Below are 18,091 nucleotides of genomic sequence, written 5' to 3' on the forward strand. Positions count from 1 at the left end.
GAGTCATCGGAACGGCAGGTTTTTGAATCGTTTAAGTCAACACTCCATCTCCGCCAAATTTGAGCCGGAAACGAAGTATACTTTTAGGAGCACCCTGTTGTAGATCCACAAGTCATGCATTTCAAACATGTACCGTTGCGAATCATTGTCATGCTCCCGCATTCGGAGCAGGAATCGCCTGTATATCCAAGTTGTTTCGCTCTGTCGTAATCAGATTCAGCATCATCCTTTTGATACTGCTCTTTTTGAACGACATTTGCTCCTTGGTTTACAGTTTTAGGTTTATTTTTGGTTTGAGACTTTTTTGCCACCTCATCGGCGAGGTCCTCCTCTTCGGATGGCCGAAGTTTTCGTTTGAGGATATCTTCGGGAGCCACGTGCGCCAGGTCTTCCCGGCCCAAATAGGTTACGGCTAGCTCTCTGAATATATAATCGATCACCGAGGTCGTCATTTTTATATGAGGACTACCGTTAACCATGCCACTCGGCTCAAATTTCGTAAAGGTAAATGCATCCACGAATTCTTCGAGTGGAACACCATGTTGTAAACCAAGTGAAATTGCGATGGCAAAGCAGTTTGTGAGACTTCTGAATGCAGCACCTTCGCGATGCATGTCAATAAAGATCTCACCGAGCTGACCGTTATCGTATTCACCGGTTCTCAGATAGACACTTTGTCCGCCTATTTTCACTTTCTGTGTATAACCGCTTCTGCGGAACGGTAATCGCTGACGTCGAGCCACATATTTGTGAATAATCTTCTCTGCGGTTTGAACCACTTTGTCTTGCGCTGCTGCGGTTTCTTCATCTTCATCTTCGAGTTCTTCAATTACGTCACTCATAGAGTTCAATGGTTGACTCAACTTCGAACCATCTCGATAAAGAGCGTTAGCCTTCAACATTTTCTCCCAGGATTGCATGTATGCATCCTTGAAGTCCTCAACCGTAGCTTCATTCGGCAGATTAATGGTCTTGGAAATAGCACCTGAAATGAACGGTTGTGCAGCTGCCATCATATTGATATGACCTTCCGCGGAAATAAATCGCTTCCCGATTCTTCCGCACTTGTTAGCACAGTCGAAAACAGGATAATGTTTTTCTTCAAGATGAGGTGCACCCTCGATCGTCATTGTACCACAGACATAATCATTGGCGTCCTGGATCTGATCCTTCGAGAATCCAAGGAAACGTAGCATGTCGAAGTTATGATCGGACAATTGATCTTCTGAAAGGCCGAGTACATCTTTACAGAAATCCTCACCCAGCGTCCAGTGGTTAAATGCAAATTTGATGTCGAAACTACCGGGCAGAGCCTCTTCTACAGCTTCCAGTTTTTCATCTGTAAAACCTTTCTCTTTTAACGATTCAGGATTGATATGAGGGCACCCTTCAAGCGTTCCGGAGCCTTTGGCATATCTAATGATTTCATCAATCTCTTTCTCTTTGTACCCGAGATTTTTAAGAGCTAACGGCACACTCTGGTTGATGATCTTAAAGTAACCGCCTCCGGCCAGTTTCTTGAATTTAACCAATGCAAAATCAGGTTCAATTCCGGTTGTATCACAGTCCATCACCAGTCCAATTGTTCCGGTTGGCGCGATAACCGTGACCTGGGCATTTCGGTATCCATGCTCTTCACCCATCTCTACCGCTTCATCGGCATTTTTTTGAGCAGCATTCAAAAGGTATGCCGGGCAGTGATCTTCACTGATTCCCATGGGCTTAATCGTCAACCCTTCATATTCCTCGTTATCCGCATCGTACGCGGCCCGTTTGTGATTTCGAAGAACCCGAAGCATATGTTCCTTATTCCGCTCATATCCTTCAAATGCACCAAGTTCACTGGCAAGCTCAGCACTTGTAGCATAGGCTTTCATGTGCATCATACTCGTGATAGCACCGGCAATGGCACATCCCTTTTCACTATCGTACGGAACACCCTGTACCATAAGGGCCGCACCAATATTGGCAAAGCCAAGGCCCAATGTGCGGTAAATGTAAGATAAGTCTGCAATTTCTTTGGATGGGAACTGCGCCATCAACACAGAAATTTCAAGAACAACGGTCCAAAGTCTTGACGCTTGTTGAATTGATTCCACATCAAACTCGCTGCAATCCTCATCCTTGAAATACTTCATCAGATTCAGTGATGCAAGATTACATGCCGTGTTATCAAGGAACATATATTCCGAGCAGGGATTACTCGCATTAATCGGTCCATCTTCAGGGCACGTATGCCATTCGTTTATAGTATCGTGATATTGAGCTCCCGGGTCGGCACAAGACCACGCCGCATAACTAATTTGTTCCCAGAGATCACGAGCCTGCATGGTTTTCAAAGGCTCAGGTTCTCTGCCCTCTTTCTTAGCCCTCTTCCGCTCAACCCTGCCGTAAAGATTCCACTCTTTGTTATCTACAACGGCTTTCATGAAACTGTTTGGTACCCGAACAGAGTTATTAGAATTTTGTCCGCTTACTGTGGCATACGCCTCTGAATTCCAGTCAGTATCATACGTATCAAATTCAATATCGGTAAATCCCTGTGCTGCTAACTGAATGACCCGTTCAATATAATTTAATGGAACCTGGTCTCTCTTTGCCTTTTTAATTGCTTCACCTAGATCTTCATTCTTGATAGGATCACGACTCACAGCTCCGTTGTATGTCTTTCCATCAATTTCTACAGGTTCATTGCAAAGCCTTATAATTTTTTTGAGATGCTTCTCGGTAATTTTCGAACCGGTAACGATTGACGCTACTTTCTGCTCTTCGCGAACCTTCCAGTTGATATACTCTTCAATGTCGGGGTGATCTAAATCGAGCGTAACCATTTTGGCAGCTCTGCGCGTAGTACCGCCGGATTTGATTGCACCGGCTGCACGATCACCGATCTTCAGGAAACTCATCAGGCCGGAGGACTTTCCACCACCGCTCAGTGGTTCATTTTCTCCTCGAATTTTTGAAAAATTACTGCCGGTACCTGACCCATATTTAAAAAGGCGAGCTTCCCGAACCCACAGATCCATTATACCGCCTTCATTTACAAGGTCATCATCAATACTTTGGATGAAGCAAGCATGGGGCTGTGGATGTGAATAGGCGTCTTCTGATTTTTTAAGCTCACCTGTTTTGCCATCTACATAATAGTGACCTTGTGCGGGGCCATTAATCCCGTATGCCCAATGTAAACCCGTGTTGAACCACTGCGGACTGTTTGGCGCCGCCATTTGATTGGCAAGCATATACCGAAGTTCATCGTAAAAGATTTTTGCATCTTCTTCTGAATCGAAGTAATCGTGTTTCCATCCCCAATAGGTCCAGCATCCTGCCAGCCGATGAAATACCTGCTTACTGTCAATTTCATGACTGTAGCGATCATCTTCATCAATTTTTTCGAGAGCTTTCTCGTCAGGTACAGAACGTTGTAACCACGATGGTACTCCTTTCTCTTTAACCTTTTTTACTTTTGCCGGAACACCTGCTTTACGAAAATATTTTTGAGCGATGATATCCGTCGAGACTTGCGACCAGGAGGATGGCACTTCCACGTCTTCCATCTGAAAAATAAGCGAGCCGTCAGGATTCTTAATTTCTGATTTTCTCTTCTCGAACTTGATATCTTCGTACGGCGAACTCCATTCTTCGTTGGTATAAAAACGCTTAAATTTCATAAATATATTCTCCTCTTTTACTATCTATTAATGTGTGAGAGCGCTAAAAAAAATTTCTGCTGGTGATTTGGCTTTTTAGCGAGAAAATGTATCAAGCAATATATTTGTGAGAGCAAGACACAGCAAGAAAAAAATCAATTACTTTTCCACAATTTCCGGAAGTTATCCACATTTAGAACTGCATTAAAAAAATTAGCTGAATTTGAAAAATTAAAGCCAGGCAAATTATCCTATTTTCGTGATCATATAGATAGAAATTAAGTTTTACAGAACTATAGATTATCAAGATGTGAATAATTTCATGAGTTTATTTGCCTAATTAGCCGGTTTTTGTACTTATCAACAAGTAAAAAAGTTATCAACATTTTAAATTTTGGGTGAAAAAATTCCATTAATTTTTTTTATAAATTATTTTATTTTGAATTTAATTTATATTCTTATAAATACTTTTAAAGGAATATTTTTACATTTTTATGATCATTAATCTTATATTATAATATGAATTTCTTCATTAATTTTTATGACCATACTTCTGCATTTCTATATCGTATTAAATGATTGATATTTGATTATAAAAAATCACAAAAGAAAGAATATCAATCTATTTAGAAGAAGCTACAATCATTTTAGGTGATTTATCAAGCTAGCTGTGAATCAGACAAATGTTACTTTCATGCGATTCATGTGATTAGAATCAAACCGTTTTTTTAATCTCTGAATTTTATTCCTTTATCATGGATTTAATTACAAGATATTTGGCCATAATAATGGTCTTCATATTTACTAATAATCAGAGTGGAATTGCTCAGTCAATTGAACTACAACCGGATAGTTTTGTTCGTTATGTGATGGACCCTGCAACCTTCCAAGAAGATGCTAATTCGAACTCGATTTGGAAACTGGCGCCTTCGGCAGAAAAGATCCTACTATTTACAGATCGGGCACAAAAGATAATGGTGAACCAATTATTAAAGCCAGCTCGAATCAATCCGTTTCAAGTGTAAAAAATGAAATTTCTGCAAATGCTGAGGACTTTCCGATTATTGATGGGAATGGATGATCGAATCTGTGCTCGAATCAGGAGATGTAACAAAAAAGATGGTGATGACTATGCTGCACGTTTTTATATCACGTTTGAATATCCTGTTTTAATTTTTGTATTGGAGATAAATCAAGTACAGGTTTTATCAAACATTCACATCTTTTGACGTCTCCACTCGCGCCTTGAATTATATATGGGCAAACAAATCAGATGCTGGATCGATTCATCCGATTCCATATACAGATTGGGTTCAAGTTCTGTCAGTTCAATTTGGAAATGAGAAGGCGTGTACCTCGCAATCTGAAAAGAGAAATATCCCGGAGGATTATAGAGCTGCATTGGAGAACAACCACCTGCCATTACAGGTATACAGATTATGACAGACTCAGATAATACGGGGGAATATGCAAGAGCTGGATATGAAAAAATAATCTTGAGAAAAGAGTCTGACTCAGACAGCCTGAATGATTAGTGTAAATACCGTAAATTTTGGCAATACATATCATCAAAAAAATAAAAAAATGCCAAATTTAGAGTATTCATACTCAGTACCATTTAAAGTGCGCTCCTACGAGGTTGATCACAATAAGGAGGCATCTATCTCTGCAATTTGCAACTATTTTCAAGAGGCTGCCGGTTTACATGCCAGGAAGTTAGAATTTGATATCTCCGACCTTCAAAAGCAGGGACTAACATGGATCTTGTACAAGCTGCAAGTGAAGGTTCACGTATACCCTGAGCGATGGGAGACGGTACATGTTAAAACATGGCCCTCTACCGGAGATGGATTGCGAGCGTATCGAGATTATGAGCTTTACAATGAAAATGATGAGCTTTTGGCCGTTGGGTTAAGTCAGTGGATGGTAGTAGACGTCCGAAAAAAACGGCCGGTAAAAATGCCGGATGAGCTTATGAGCAGTCGCTTTGAAACTGATAGCCATGTTTTAGAGCTTCACAAAAGTAATCTAAAAAAACTTGACAGTGATAAAGCAACTTTTATCACCACAGCCGGGCTGAACGACCTGGATATGAACAAACACGTTAATAATGTACGGTATATTGATTGGGTGACAGGCTACAATCATTCAGAAAAGGCCCAAAAAAAATGCAATGAGATAATCATCCAGTTCTCTGCCGAAACAAAAGCAGGCGATAAGATTTATCTTTCAAATCAAACAAACCCGAATCTGAATGATGAAATTAACTCTACTCTATTCAAAAATAATGATAAGCAGATCATTGCAAATGCAAGAACGAGTTGGTCGTAATCATTAACCCTTATCAATAACCTCGGGTTCATCACTCCTGTCTCTACGAAAATCTGATGGGTGACCTTCCATCTCTTTGAACTCTTTGAAGGTATATATCAGCCCAATTAAAAAGAGTACGACAACAAAGATTCCTGACGTAAATATAAACGGTGCGTTCATTGGCGATCTCCATATTTAATGATTTTAAAATATGCGCCAAATCCCAGAATTGAGGGTACCCATATACCAACAAACAGACCGGCATCCTGATCTACTGTAAACCATAATGCAATAGAGAGGATCATGGACACCAATGCTGCCGCAAGAATAAAGTAATCTGATTTATTCAGCATGTAGATAAAATTTATTAGTTGTAATTTCCATTTTTAACAAGGAACAATTACAACATATCGTTCCTACAGCGTCAATAAAGCCAGACTATCTGCTATTCGTTCCAATTCGGTGCGAACGATGGGTTTACCAAACGTTTGGTTTTATCGAGTTCGTCGATCTGTTGGAAATGTTCATCAGAAAGTTCAAAGTCAAAAATATCCATATTCTCTTCCAGGTGCTCTTTTGAGGAAGCCTTTGGAATAGTGATGACATTTTCCTGCTCAATCAACCATCTGAGAGAAACCTGTACAGCAGATTTGCCATACTCATTACCGATCGCAATAAGTTCCTCATTCTCAGTTACCTGTCCCTGTGCCAACGGACTATAAGCGGTAATTAGAAAATCGTGATCATACGAATAATCCAGTAGATCAAACTGAGCCAGAAAGGGATGGTATTCAACCTGGTTTGTAAGGATTGGAATTCTATGCTCCTCTACTACTTCCCTGGTCAAACCCATTGGAAAATTGCTAATTCCAACATTTAGAGCTTTACCCTGGTCCCGCAGGGTTAACATAGCTTCAAAAGTTTGTTGAATAGAAAATTGGTCGTTAGGCCAGTGGATTAAAAGAAGATCAACATAAGGTGTTCGTAACTGGCGTAAACTATCTTCAACTGACTGAAGAACATCATCGTGTTCAAGATTTGTGTGCCAAATCTTTGTGGTAAGGAACACATCTTCTCGGTTAACGGGCGAGGAGTAAATAGCGTCCCCCACCTCTTTTTCATTTTTATACATTTGGGCTGTATCAACATGTCTGTAGCCCATGGCCAAAGCTTCTGTAACCGTTTGATTACACTCTCTGCCATATAGCCTGTAGGTTCCAATTCCAATCTCCGGAATTTTAACTCCCTGAACTGATTTATACTGCATGGATATTTTTTACTGCGTATGCCTGTTTAATTAAAATTAGCTTTTTATCGTGTTAATTGAATGGTTACTTAATCAATGTAATTTTTCGCGTAAAAATTCGGCTTCCTGTTTCAAGTTGTACGATGTAGATACCGCTTGGCTTGTCGGAAGCATCCCAAAGAAGTGAATGTTCACCCTGCTGGACAACATCATCCAATAACAGGGCTACTTGCTGTCCCACTATGTTGTAAACCCCCACACGTACGCTTCGCTCTTCCGGGATATAAAAATTAATGTTGGTTGACGGGTTAAATGGATTAGGATAATTCGGCCGAAGCTCAATACTATTCGGTACCTCTTCCTCCTCCGTTGCATTCGAGAATGACTCGTAAGGTTTCACGTTTACAACAAATCGGGGTCGCTCAACAGGATTGATTGATCTGATTTTTGGTGAATCTGAAAGTTCCCGCTCTCTATTTTCCGAAGAATCTATATACCTAAAGCGATATTCATTCTCTTCTCTCAGGTTTACGACCGTACCATTGAATGTATCTTCAATCGTAATCACCCACTCATCCGGTAATTTATCACTTATATTCCAGCGAAGTACTGCACCACCTGCATCATTTGATACCTGGTGGCCTAATCCAAGTTCATACTCCTTATCTATTTGCTGTGGCAGATGTGTGAATGAATTATAACTCTCATCCGATAGTGTTGACGTTAAATATAAATGCTGTGAACCTTCAACACTTTGACCCGAGATAGATGACTCTTCAAGTACCAATTTAGGAAGGTCATACCGAATCTCATCGTACTGAGTGGGTATATCCATAAAGCCTACCATCACAACATCAGATAGAACAGAGCTTTCCTGGTCATCCGGGAGAATTTCAAACTCAACATATCGATCTGGAATCGGACTTCGAATTTGATTTTCAGAGGCACTGAGTAATTCAGCTACACTCCCGTGAACCATTAACGGCGTCCAGTAATCAGTTTGAACCTGATTCGTTAGAGATAAATTGAATTTCTTCTTTTGTGGATTCCAAACCTGGGTAACGGGAAAAGCCTGTCTGAAACTTTGGTTGTTACTTTGTATGGCATCCCGTTCCGTATTTATTGGTATTGATAAGAAATCCGATTGATCCGTGAAAGAGGTTTCTATATCAGATCTCGTACTTTGATTTCCAACTACTTCTGTAAAAAGAGATACCGGGGTATCATCTGCTTTTTCTACTAATACAGGTGTATAAGGTTCAATAGATCCTACATCTAGTTCGGTACCATCCAGTTTGTAAAAATCCAATGGCTGGTTCCGGTTCAATTGCTGGACTGGCGTACCGGGAAATGAGACCAGGTAAACTCCACTTTGGCTAAGTGTTTTTTTGAACATTCGTCCCGTACTTCCCTCAACACCGGGCGATCCAAACAATTCCTGGAAGTATGATGTTTGCGAAGCTGTAAAGTCCTGCATACTTGAATAACCGTCGTAGGCTTGTGATACCCTATTGAGTTCTACAGCTACACCGGATTCAGTTGGTTGATAAGTTGCTGAGGCGATTAAATTTCCATCACGTTCCAATTCAACTCTGCCTCCGTCTGAAGTTACCATTGAGCCCGGGTAAAAATAACTATTTTCAACACCTTCAAGACTGGAAATATCGACATTCGAAATCACCGTAAAATTATAGGGTTCAACAAATATATCCTGCTGAATAACTCTTGACCCACTACCGGTTACCAGTTCAATACCTTTCAGTGAAACAGAAGACTCCCCGGGGTTATAAATTTCTACATATTCAAATTCAGATCCATTTACATCTGATGAAGGTAAAATTTCTGTGATAATAAGATCTCCCCTGTTAAGCGAATTCTGCTCTACTTTTTCAGGAAAAATTTCCATCCTCTGCAGAGCCATGGGAATTCGTTCTGTCACAGGATCTTCCTCATCAATCGTCCACATTAAATGGATTGTATCAGAGGGGCGCAGGTAAACATCATCAATATTCAGATGAAGTGAAAAAGAGCTCCAGGCATCTTCAACAGAACGAAGAGAAGATTCGTCAATCACACCACTTGGCAGGTTGTTCCACTCCCCATCATTAACTTTATACTTCAGCTCAAAATCATTTACACTTTCATTTCCAAAGAAATTATACATGAAATCGAATGCAACAATAAAATTGCCAAAACTAAACTCACTCTTGTTTTGAATTGAAGCTACAAAAAATGTTTGATAGGGTGAATTTTCAAGTTGAACACGGCCAGGAGCAGTACCATAAATACCACCTGGAACATAGTAGTTTTCTTCACTGTTTGCTTCCCGGTAAGACTGCCACTGATTATTTGCAAGAGTAAATTCAGGTGAGAGAATCGTTTCAAATTCAAATAAACCGACAGTGACAGAAGATTCATTTTTCGCAGATGCTCCCTGTGAGAAACGGACTTCCAGAGGAGTGTCATTTTCGAGTAAAATTTGAGCAGTAGATACAGTTACACTACCCCCGATCAAAACAACGGATACAGAAAATAAAATTGCTAAGAAGAAGGCACGTAACTTTCGTCCCATAGGCAGTTTAACAGTTAGATATATTTCTACACTCTCTAATGTTAGAATTTATTCAATTATTATCTACTATTTATGTCTGTTTTTTCCAGTTCAGCCGCTTTTTTTCTGCTTTTTTCGGTAATAAGCGCCAAATCTGGATTATTTTTATTGATAATAGCTTTATAAACGTTTAAAGCGGCTTCTCTATTTCCGAGATTTTCCAAAATATCTGCTTTTTTATACAAAAAGATTACGTTGTCAGGCAGATCTTTGGTCAGTTTTTCTGCATAATGAAGAGCATCTTCCAATCTCCCCTCTTTTTGATACAAATACATGAGCATCATTTTGGCGTCATTGCTGACATATGAATCACTCTCTGCAGCTATTTTTAGTTCATGAAATCCATCCTCTATTTCTGCATTTAATCCAAAAATATTGGTTGCCCATTTCATTCCACTTGGTACGCTGCCCACCATATAGTAAAACATTCCTTTGCCGATACGCGCATCTGGCCTGTTAGAATCGATGGAAAGCAGCTGCCGGGTGTAATTGAATCCTTTCAAACCGCTTTGAAGTGCTATTCGATGCTCACCTTGTCCCGCAGCAACCAGCCCTCGATATCCATATAAACCACTTAACATCAAAACCATTGTAGTGTCTGTTGATGTTTCTTCCAACTTTTGCTGACTCAACTCTACAGCTATCTCAGATTTTTTTAAAAATTCACTTGCCAACTGTTCAGATTGATCCACAAAAAAGTATTCCAGGAAAGGCATCATACTCTCAAAAAAATAGGGAGTTGGATCATCGGGATGACGAGTTTTAATCTGTTCAAAATTTCGGTTGGCCCGATCCCAATCTGTTTGATAAAAAGCTTCGATTCCGGAGTTCAATCTATCTTCATACCAGGACTTTTCAGCCTTGATAGATTCTGTTGAATCATTAATTAATGGCATATACAGCAAAAGAAAGAGAAAAGCTATTATCATTGAAAGTCAATCAATTAATGAATGTATTTCCTGTTTATCTAAGTGAACTTTCCAATAAAAAGTTTCATGACTCATCATCGTCAAAATGTAACGGCCCTAACTTTCCTTCAGTATAAGCTACAGCAACAGAAACAGCAGCGTCTCCCGTAACATTTACCGCCGTTCTGAGCATATCAAGAATTCTGTCAACACCAAGTATTAACGCAATTCCTTCCAGTGGAACCTGAACTGCCTGGAGAACAATAACAAGCATAATGATCCCTGCCCCAGGTACTCCTGCAGCTCCTATTGATGCAAGTGTAGCCGTTAATACTATTGTCAACTGTTGGGCGATGGACAGATCCAACCCGAGTGCCTGAGCAATAAAAACTGCTGCAACTGCTTGGTAGAGACTCGTCCCATCCATATTTATAGTGGCTCCTACCGGAAGCACAAAGCTTGAAACTTCATCCTCAACTCCCAAATTTTTCTCGACTCTCTCCATCGTAACCGGAAGTGTAGCAACACTCGAGCTCGTACTAAAGCCAAGCAATACAGCCGGTTGAATAGCCCGGAAAAAATCCCTGAGCTTCATTTTGCTGAAAATTTTAAACAAGCTGGAGTAAACCACAATCACATGAATAAGAAGTCCAATGACTACAGTAATACAATACCAACCGAGGGCTTTTAAAAGGACCAGTGCCTGACCGATATCATCACCTGCAAGATCAATAATAACAACGGCCATCAAAGCAAAGACTCCGTACGGAGCAAGTTTCATGATGAGATCCACAATTTTAATGATCACATCATTTAACGCCTCGAATACATTGATGAGCACCTGTGATTTTTGAAGGGGAATTTGAACAATTCCAATTCCAAGAAGAACGGCTACAAATACAATCTGAAGCATGTTGCCATTATCAGATGCGGCAGCAAAAAAGTTTTCCGGAACAATATCAACAATGAATTGAAGTGGACTCTGTTCAAGGAGTTGGTCGGCTGCATCTCCCCTCTCCTGGACACCTTCCCCATAACTCTCCATGAGTGAAGTACGTGTTTCTTCTGGTAATGTCTTGCCGGGTTGAATGATATTGACCGAAGTCAATCCTATAGTAATAGCAAAAACCGTAGTGACCATATAAATTCCGATGGTTTTTCCACCCATCCTGGAAAGCTTGGTCATATCATTCAGGCTTGTTACACCAACAACCAGTGATGCTAATACAAGCGGAACTGCGATAAGTTTTAAAAGTGTAATGAAAATATCGCCAAAGGGACGAACATAATTGCTCGTGAACTCATTGAACCCTGCAATGCTTGACAGGAGTCCCCAAATAAGCCCAAGTATCAGTCCGATAATAATTTGCCAGTGTAGCTTTCTATACCATTTCATAGAAGGAGGAGTTGAGTGATTAAATAAGCAGCCAGTCCGCTAATACCGGTAGATGCCCAGTTGATGAAGCTGTTTGTGAATGAATTATTTGCATCGCTAAAATCTTCGGGAGGTTCCAGATCGATCTTATTGTCGAGGAGAATAGCCCCCGCAAAAGAGTCAATCAATAAACCGGTAATACCCCCAACAAATACAATTGCAAAAAATTTAAGTGGAGATAAAATTTCTAAGTTAAAGATAAACAGACCAATCAATAACGCTCCTAACACACCTGCAAGCGTTCCTTTAAGGCTGATACCTCCGTCAGTTCCGGGCTCTACTTTTTCAAAAGTTGTAATTTTCCAAGTTCTTCCCGGTTTTAAAGTCCCAATCTCAGTAGCCCATGTATCAGCGGTAGATGCAGCAACTACAGCAAAAGCAGCTATCAAGTAAGCTATCGAATTTAAAGTAAACCAAAGAGTGCAGAATACAGCTACCCAAAATCCATTGGCCCAAACCTGGTATCCATCTCTGCGTCGGTCTTTAAAAATTTGTACAGAATTGGTGGAATCATCGGATGTTCGGCTGTTTAGAACAGTGAGGAAGCTGCTTACTCCAAAAAAGAAGGCAACTGCAAACGCGAGTGTCCACCCACCGAATCCAAGGACGATTGTTCCGAGAATAACCACTGCCTTTGTAGCTTCAAGCGAGATCCAATTGGTTAAAAAGGTGGTGTACGCTACAAAGATAGATAGTACCAACCCAATCAAAACCATAACATGATCTCCCATCCTGCCCTCAAGGATAAAAAGGTAGATAAGCGTTAAACCAAATAAGTAGTTTATGAGCCGGTACAAAATTTACGATGAGCTGTTCGTTGTTGAGGGATCATTTATTTTGTGATCTTTTTTAAGGATAGCATACAATACGGTAACATACCCTGCCATAATTACAACCGGAGATATATAAAGGGAGATAAATCCCTGGACTTCGTTCTCAATTCTCATTGCAGTAAAACCAATCACGAGAAACAGCAACCCCAAACCAATTAGTTTATAATTCAAAGGGGTAAAAAGCATCGGTTTTTGATCGTCTTTTTTTCTTTTTTTTGCAGACATGAGTGCTAATTAAACGGTTCTGTTTTGTAGGTTTGATTCATTAAGTTATTTAATTATCCGTAACTGAAAAAACAGATCTGAACGAAGTATACAAAATATGAAAGTTATTTTGGCATCTGCCAGTCCCCGGAGAGCTCAACTGCTGACTCAGGTCGGAATTCATTTTGAGATAGATCCATCATCGATTGAAGAAACATTTTCAGAAGATACACCGCCTCATGAGGTTGTTCAACTCCTTGCCCGCCATAAGGCAGAGGATGTAGCCAAGCGCCATCCCGAGCAATTTTTAATTGCTGCAGATACAATCGTTTGTCTTCATAATGAAATTCTTGGTAAACCAAACAATAAAGATCAGGCATCGGAGTTTCTTCAAAAATTGAGCGGACAAACACATGATGTCTTAAGTGGAGTTTATGCCGGAAAAACTGACTCGGCCGGAAAATTTCGTTCTGAAATCTGTTTTTTTGAAAGAACAAAAGTAACATTTTCTTCGTTAACTGAATTAGAAATTGAACAGTACATCAAATATGGACAGCCCTTTGACAAAGCCGGTTCCTATGGTATTCAAGATGATCTGGGTTCATTGTTTGTCGAAAAAATCAATGGCGATTATTATAATGTAGTTGGATTCCCACTGCATCGATTTTATGATATGATGAAAACTGAGATGCCGGATATCCACAAGAAACTTTTCTTCCAGACTTCATGAAAACAAAATTATTTTTTCTATTACTAAGTTTTGTTCTTCTTTTTCCATTCACATCGTATGGGCAAACTGAGGATTATCAAACGGCCAACCAGTTAATCCAGCAACAAAGATATGAAGAAGCGTTGCCCATCATCCGTTCCCTATACGAACAAAATCCAAGATCTTTTGTTTATTTCGACAGATATACACGCTGTTTAATTAATCTCAAGCAGTTCGATGAGGCGGAGGAAGTTGCTCGGAACCAAGCACAGAATAGTCGATTTCAATTACAGGCCTCAACAAAGTTAGCAGAGATTCTCCATTTGAAGGGAGAGCGTGAGAAAGCTTTAGAGACGTGGAATCAAATTATTGAGCGGAACAGGGGAAGCCAGCAAGCCTACTATGCAACAGGAAATTCTATGACCAGCCGCCAGGAGTTTGATGCTGCTGTTGAATTGTATAATGAAGCTCGGGAGGATTTGAACAACGACTCTCTTTTTCTGAATGAGCTGGCAAATACTTACCTGCAAGCAGGCAGATTTGAAGAATCGGTTGAAGAATATTTTCGGTTGATTGTCCAATCTCCGGATCAGATGAGTTTAGTGCAGCAGCGCTTTTTAAGAATGAGAGATGATAAACTCTATGAGATCGCTGCTTTTGAGCTAGAAGATCAACTCCTGCAATTGGACACAGAACACCAATCCTACTCTCCTCTTTATCAATTATTAATTTGGCTCTTGCTTGAAACGGATGAACATCAACGGGCTTTTGTTTTCGCGAGACAATATGAAAATCAGACGGAGTATTCTATCTATTCACTCTTTTCCCTTGGAAATCAGCTACTGTCTGCGCGAAATTTCGAGCTGGCTACCCAGGCTTTTCAATACTACACAGATTCTACTGAATCTTCGCTTCGTTTTCGGGCGAAGGAGAGTCTGGCAGCTGCTTACCGCGAGTGGGGAGAATATCTCAAGCAAAACAATATTGAAACATCCTCCCGGCAGGACGAGAAATTCAGTCGATCTTACGAAGTCAATCAGCAACTTCTTGACGCAACACCCAACTACGAAAATGCTCCTGAAATCTATTCAAACCTGATTGATCTCTCTGTGGATTTTTACAAAGATATTGATAAAGCTGAAACCTGGTACAACCATATGCAACGAAGAATTGCAGCCGGGGAAAATCCATATCTCTATTACGCCGAAGGCAGAATCGCACTCTTCAGAAAAGATTTTGTTACTGCGAGACAAGCATTGACACGGGCTGATAAACAATCTGATGAATCTGAATTGTCAGAAAAGACAAGGTATTATTTGAGCCTTTCTGATTTCTTTGCCGGTGATTTTGATTTCGCTGAAATTCAGCTTAAAACTCTTGAACGACGGAATACATCTTACTACGCCAATGATGCGATTAAATTGAGAATGTGGATTAAGAATGGTTTGAGGGCTGACTCAACCGGAAGTCTTTTAGAGACAATTGGCAATTCACTATACTCCATTCATATTGGTAATTACAATGAAGCACTACGGCAACTTGAACCGATTCTTGCTCAAACGAATCATTCCTTCTCAGATGACTTAATTCTTGAACTCTCTAAAGAACTTCCCGACCAATACAATCGTTTAAAGCTTCAATTGGTTGACAGGGCAATTCAATCTCAGCCCTATAGTCCACTTAAAGAACGGCTCTTGTGGGATCAGGTTACGCTTATTGAATATTTCATGAAAAATATAGATCTGCCTCCTCCACCGCCTAATATGTACACCTATTCATTTCTAGATTCTAATGTGAATATGGAGTTCACCGAGCAAAATCTTGTTGATCTATATGAAGAAATACTCATTGAATTTCCCAACGGTTTTTATGCACCTTTTGTAAGAGAAAAACTTGAAAATATGGAAACAGCTTCCACATAAATCATGATCAAAAAACATTTTTTGAAAATAGTTTTCATTCTTATTGTCAGTTTTGGCCTGGCAAGTCTAAGCTATGCCCAAAGGGTCTTAATCCCGATGGGCGGCTCGCAAACCAATCATCTGAAAGCTTATGGAGTGATCTTCAATCACATCGATGAGGGAGAATCCGGTATGTGGTTACTGAACTATCGTGGTGGCAGTTTTTTGACTACGGCTACAAACGACATCGTTCGGAAAAGCAGGCTTAAAAATGTAAGCGTAGAAACCATTTCAGAGTCTGAAGCCGCATCTATTATCGCGGAAGTTGAGCAGCCCAATGTGAATATGGCGGCCATTAACCTTGAAAAATCCCCCAGTATTGCCGTCTATACCCCGCCGGATGCTCTACCCTGGGATGACGCCGTTACACTTGCTCTCGATTATGCCGAGATCCCATACGATAAGGTTTATGACACTGAAGTTCTTACCGGTGCCCTTGATGAGTACGACTGGCTCCATCTGCATCACGAAGATTTTACGGGTCAGTATGGAAAATTCTGGGCCATCTATCGAACTCAGCCCTGGTACATTGCCAGTGTGCGAGAACAAGAAAAATTGGCCCGGGAGTTAGGTTTTGGAAAGGTGAGCCAGCTAAAGCTAGAAGTGGTACATAAAATTCGCGATTTCGTAATGCAGGGTGGATTTATGTTCGCGATGTGTTCTGCAACTGATACGTTTGATATGGCACTTGCAAGCGAGAATTTAGATCCGCTACCCACTCCAATGGACGGGGATCCGATCGATCCGAATGTAAATGAAAAACTGAATTACGAATACACATTTGCATTCGAAAATTTTGAGATGATCACTGATCCGTATATCTACGAGCATTCAGATATAGACATTGAGGTAGATTTAAACCGAATTAGTGAAAGCCTCGATTATTTTACTCTTTTTGAGTTTTCAGCCAAATGGGATCCTGTACCAACCATGCTAACTCAAAACCATGTAAGCAGTATTCCGGGATTCTATGGACAGGCAACAGCTTTTCAAAAAGATAAAGTAAAAAGCAGTGTCGTAATCCTGGCAGAATCACCGGGCCGAAACCAGGTAAAATATGTTCACGGTAATGTTGGACGCGGGACATTTACATTTTACGCCGGTCATGATCCTGAAGATTATACACATCGAGTTGGAGATCCGCCCACCGACCTAAGCCTTCATACCAATAGTCCAGGCTACCGTCTAATTCTGAACAATATCCTCTTCCCCGCTGCTGAGAAAAAGAAAAAACAAACGTAGTTCAGCGGACAGTAAACAGTTGGAAGTAAGCAATTGGCAATTGAGTTCATCATTTTGAACAAGATAGAAGTAGTGAATGAAGTAAGGTAATCTCAAATCAAATTATCGTTTAAGGATACATCATAAATTCATACAATTTTCTCTTGTTCAACCATTTAAAACTCTTACTTTATTGAGTCAATCAAATCATTGTTAACTGCTTACTGTCAACTGAAAAATGACCCCATCCGATAAATTTGAAGATTTTGTTGAACTTGTATCCATCCTCCGAAAAGAGTGCCCGTGGGATCGAAAACAGACACACGATTCCATAAAAGATAACTTGATAGAAGAAGCCTACGAAGCAGTTGAAGCGATTGATAACGGAGACTATGATGAACTTTCCAGGGAACTGGGTGACCTGTTGCTACATGTAGTTTTTCACAGCAAAATGGCGTCCGAAACAGAATCCTTCTCAATTGAAGATGTGATCTACAGAATCTCTGAAAAGCTGATTCGACGCCACCCACATGTTTTTGATGATGTTGAAGTAGATGATGAAAAGGATGTGGCCACCAACTGGGAATCGATCAAATTAAAAGAAGGAAAAGAATCGATCCTGGATGGCGTTCCCAAACATCTTCCCGGCCTGATTCGTGCACAGCGAATGCAAGAAAAAGCCGGCAATGTTGGATTCGACTGGTCAGAGTGGCAATTAGCGTGGGTGAAATTGGACGAAGAGCTTGAGGAGTGGCGTGAGTCCGTCGCAAATCAATCGAAAGAAGATCAGCGCGAGGAATTTGGAGACCTGATTTTTAGCCTTGTAAATGTAGGGCGACTTTTAGAATTGAACGCAGAAGATTCTTTACGTCTGGCAAATAAAAAGTTTAATGAACGTTTTCGATATATCGAAAAGAGACTCTCAGAGCAGGGAAAGTCCGTTACCGATTCTACCCTTGAAGAGATGGACAAATTTTGGGAAGAATCTAAAACTAAATGA

At 40.4% G+C, this 18,091-nt stretch carries 15 protein-coding genes and 1 pseudogene; 7 read left to right on the forward strand and 9 right to left on the reverse strand.

What is annotated here, in order from left to right:
* Positions 1-83: 83 nt before the first annotated feature.
* Complete coding sequence (locus L6773_RS05625; RefSeq protein WP_237852883.1) at positions 84-3,671, reverse strand: vitamin B12-dependent ribonucleotide reductase; 3,588 nt, start codon at positions 3,669-3,671, stop codon at positions 84-86.
* An 892-nt stretch (positions 3,672-4,563) separates the two neighbouring features.
* Between L6773_RS05625 and L6773_RS05630 the strand changes: the two genes are divergently transcribed.
* The 3 genes and pseudogenes from L6773_RS05630 to L6773_RS05635 all read left to right on the forward strand — a co-directional run bounded on the left by L6773_RS05630 (position 4,564) and on the right by L6773_RS05635 (position 5,981).
* Positions 4,564-4,731, forward strand: coding sequence for a hypothetical protein (locus L6773_RS05630; protein ID WP_237852884.1), 168 nt, complete (start codon positions 4,564-4,566; stop codon positions 4,729-4,731).
* A gap of 110 nt (positions 4,732-4,841) precedes the next feature.
* A pseudogene (locus L6773_RS21705) lies at positions 4,842-5,185 on the forward strand (DUF3047 domain-containing protein).
* Between the two features lie 49 nt (positions 5,186-5,234).
* On the forward strand, positions 5,235-5,981 hold the full coding sequence (locus L6773_RS05635) for an acyl-[acyl-carrier-protein] thioesterase (RefSeq protein WP_237852885.1): 747 nt from the start codon (positions 5,235-5,237) through the stop codon (positions 5,979-5,981).
* 3 nt (positions 5,982-5,984) lie between these two features.
* Here L6773_RS05635 and L6773_RS05640 read toward each other — a convergent pair whose 3' ends face one another.
* The 8 genes from L6773_RS05640 to L6773_RS05675 all read right to left on the reverse strand — a co-directional run bounded on the left by L6773_RS05640 (position 5,985) and on the right by L6773_RS05675 (position 13,221).
* Positions 5,985-6,143: a hypothetical protein gene (locus tag L6773_RS05640; RefSeq protein ID WP_237852886.1), complete on the reverse strand. Its 159-nt coding sequence runs from the start codon at positions 6,141-6,143 to the stop codon at positions 5,985-5,987.
* Positions 6,140-6,316: a hypothetical protein gene (locus tag L6773_RS05645; RefSeq protein WP_237852887.1), complete on the reverse strand. Its 177-nt coding sequence runs from the start codon at positions 6,314-6,316 to the stop codon at positions 6,140-6,142. The genes L6773_RS05640 and L6773_RS05645 overlap by 4 nt, the downstream gene beginning before the upstream one ends.
* 92 nt (positions 6,317-6,408) lie before the next feature.
* Complete coding sequence (locus L6773_RS05650) at positions 6,409-7,230, reverse strand: aldo/keto reductase (RefSeq protein ID WP_237852888.1); 822 nt, start codon at positions 7,228-7,230, stop codon at positions 6,409-6,411.
* A 64-nt stretch (positions 7,231-7,294) separates the two neighbouring features.
* A complete protein-coding gene (locus tag L6773_RS05655) occupies positions 7,295-9,781 on the reverse strand; it encodes a T9SS type A sorting domain-containing protein (RefSeq protein ID WP_237852889.1) in 2,487 nt (828 codons plus the stop codon).
* A gap of 59 nt (positions 9,782-9,840) precedes the next feature.
* A complete protein-coding gene (locus tag L6773_RS05660) occupies positions 9,841-10,749 on the reverse strand; it encodes a tetratricopeptide repeat protein (RefSeq protein WP_237852890.1) in 909 nt (302 codons plus the stop codon).
* A 64-nt stretch (positions 10,750-10,813) separates the two neighbouring features.
* Positions 10,814-12,124 (reverse strand): dicarboxylate/amino acid:cation symporter, encoded by a 1,311-nt coding sequence (locus L6773_RS05665; RefSeq protein WP_237852891.1) that lies wholly within the window; start codon positions 12,122-12,124, stop codon positions 10,814-10,816.
* The gene (locus L6773_RS05670; protein ID WP_237852892.1) at positions 12,121-12,960 is read right to left on the reverse strand and encodes a DUF92 domain-containing protein; all 840 of its coding nucleotides are present in this window, start codon (positions 12,958-12,960) and stop codon (positions 12,121-12,123) included. The genes L6773_RS05665 and L6773_RS05670 overlap by 4 nt, the downstream gene beginning before the upstream one ends.
* A gap of 3 nt (positions 12,961-12,963) precedes the next feature.
* The gene (locus L6773_RS05675; protein WP_237852893.1) at positions 12,964-13,221 is read right to left on the reverse strand and encodes a DUF3098 domain-containing protein; all 258 of its coding nucleotides are present in this window, start codon (positions 13,219-13,221) and stop codon (positions 12,964-12,966) included.
* 97 nt (positions 13,222-13,318) lie between these two features.
* Here L6773_RS05675 and L6773_RS05680 point away from each other — a divergent pair, with 97 nt between their 5' ends.
* From L6773_RS05680 to mazG, 4 genes are all read left to right on the forward strand, one after another.
* Complete coding sequence (locus L6773_RS05680) at positions 13,319-13,930, forward strand: Maf family protein (protein WP_237852894.1); 612 nt, start codon at positions 13,319-13,321, stop codon at positions 13,928-13,930.
* On the forward strand, positions 13,927-15,831 hold the full coding sequence (locus L6773_RS05685; RefSeq protein WP_237852895.1) for a tetratricopeptide repeat protein: 1,905 nt from the start codon (positions 13,927-13,929) through the stop codon (positions 15,829-15,831). Before L6773_RS05680 ends, L6773_RS05685 begins: the two co-directional genes overlap by 4 nt.
* A gap of 3 nt (positions 15,832-15,834) precedes the next feature.
* A complete protein-coding gene (locus L6773_RS05690) occupies positions 15,835-17,112 on the forward strand; it encodes an asparagine synthetase B (protein ID WP_369431344.1) in 1,278 nt (425 codons plus the stop codon).
* A gap of 217 nt (positions 17,113-17,329) precedes the next feature.
* Positions 17,330-18,091, forward strand: coding sequence for a nucleoside triphosphate pyrophosphohydrolase (mazG, locus tag L6773_RS05695; RefSeq protein ID WP_237852897.1), 762 nt, complete (start codon positions 17,330-17,332; stop codon positions 18,089-18,091).

Source organism: Rhodohalobacter sulfatireducens (genome assembly GCF_022012475.1).
Taxonomy (GTDB): domain Bacteria; phylum Bacteroidota; class Rhodothermia; order Balneolales; family Balneolaceae; genus Rhodohalobacter; species Rhodohalobacter sulfatireducens.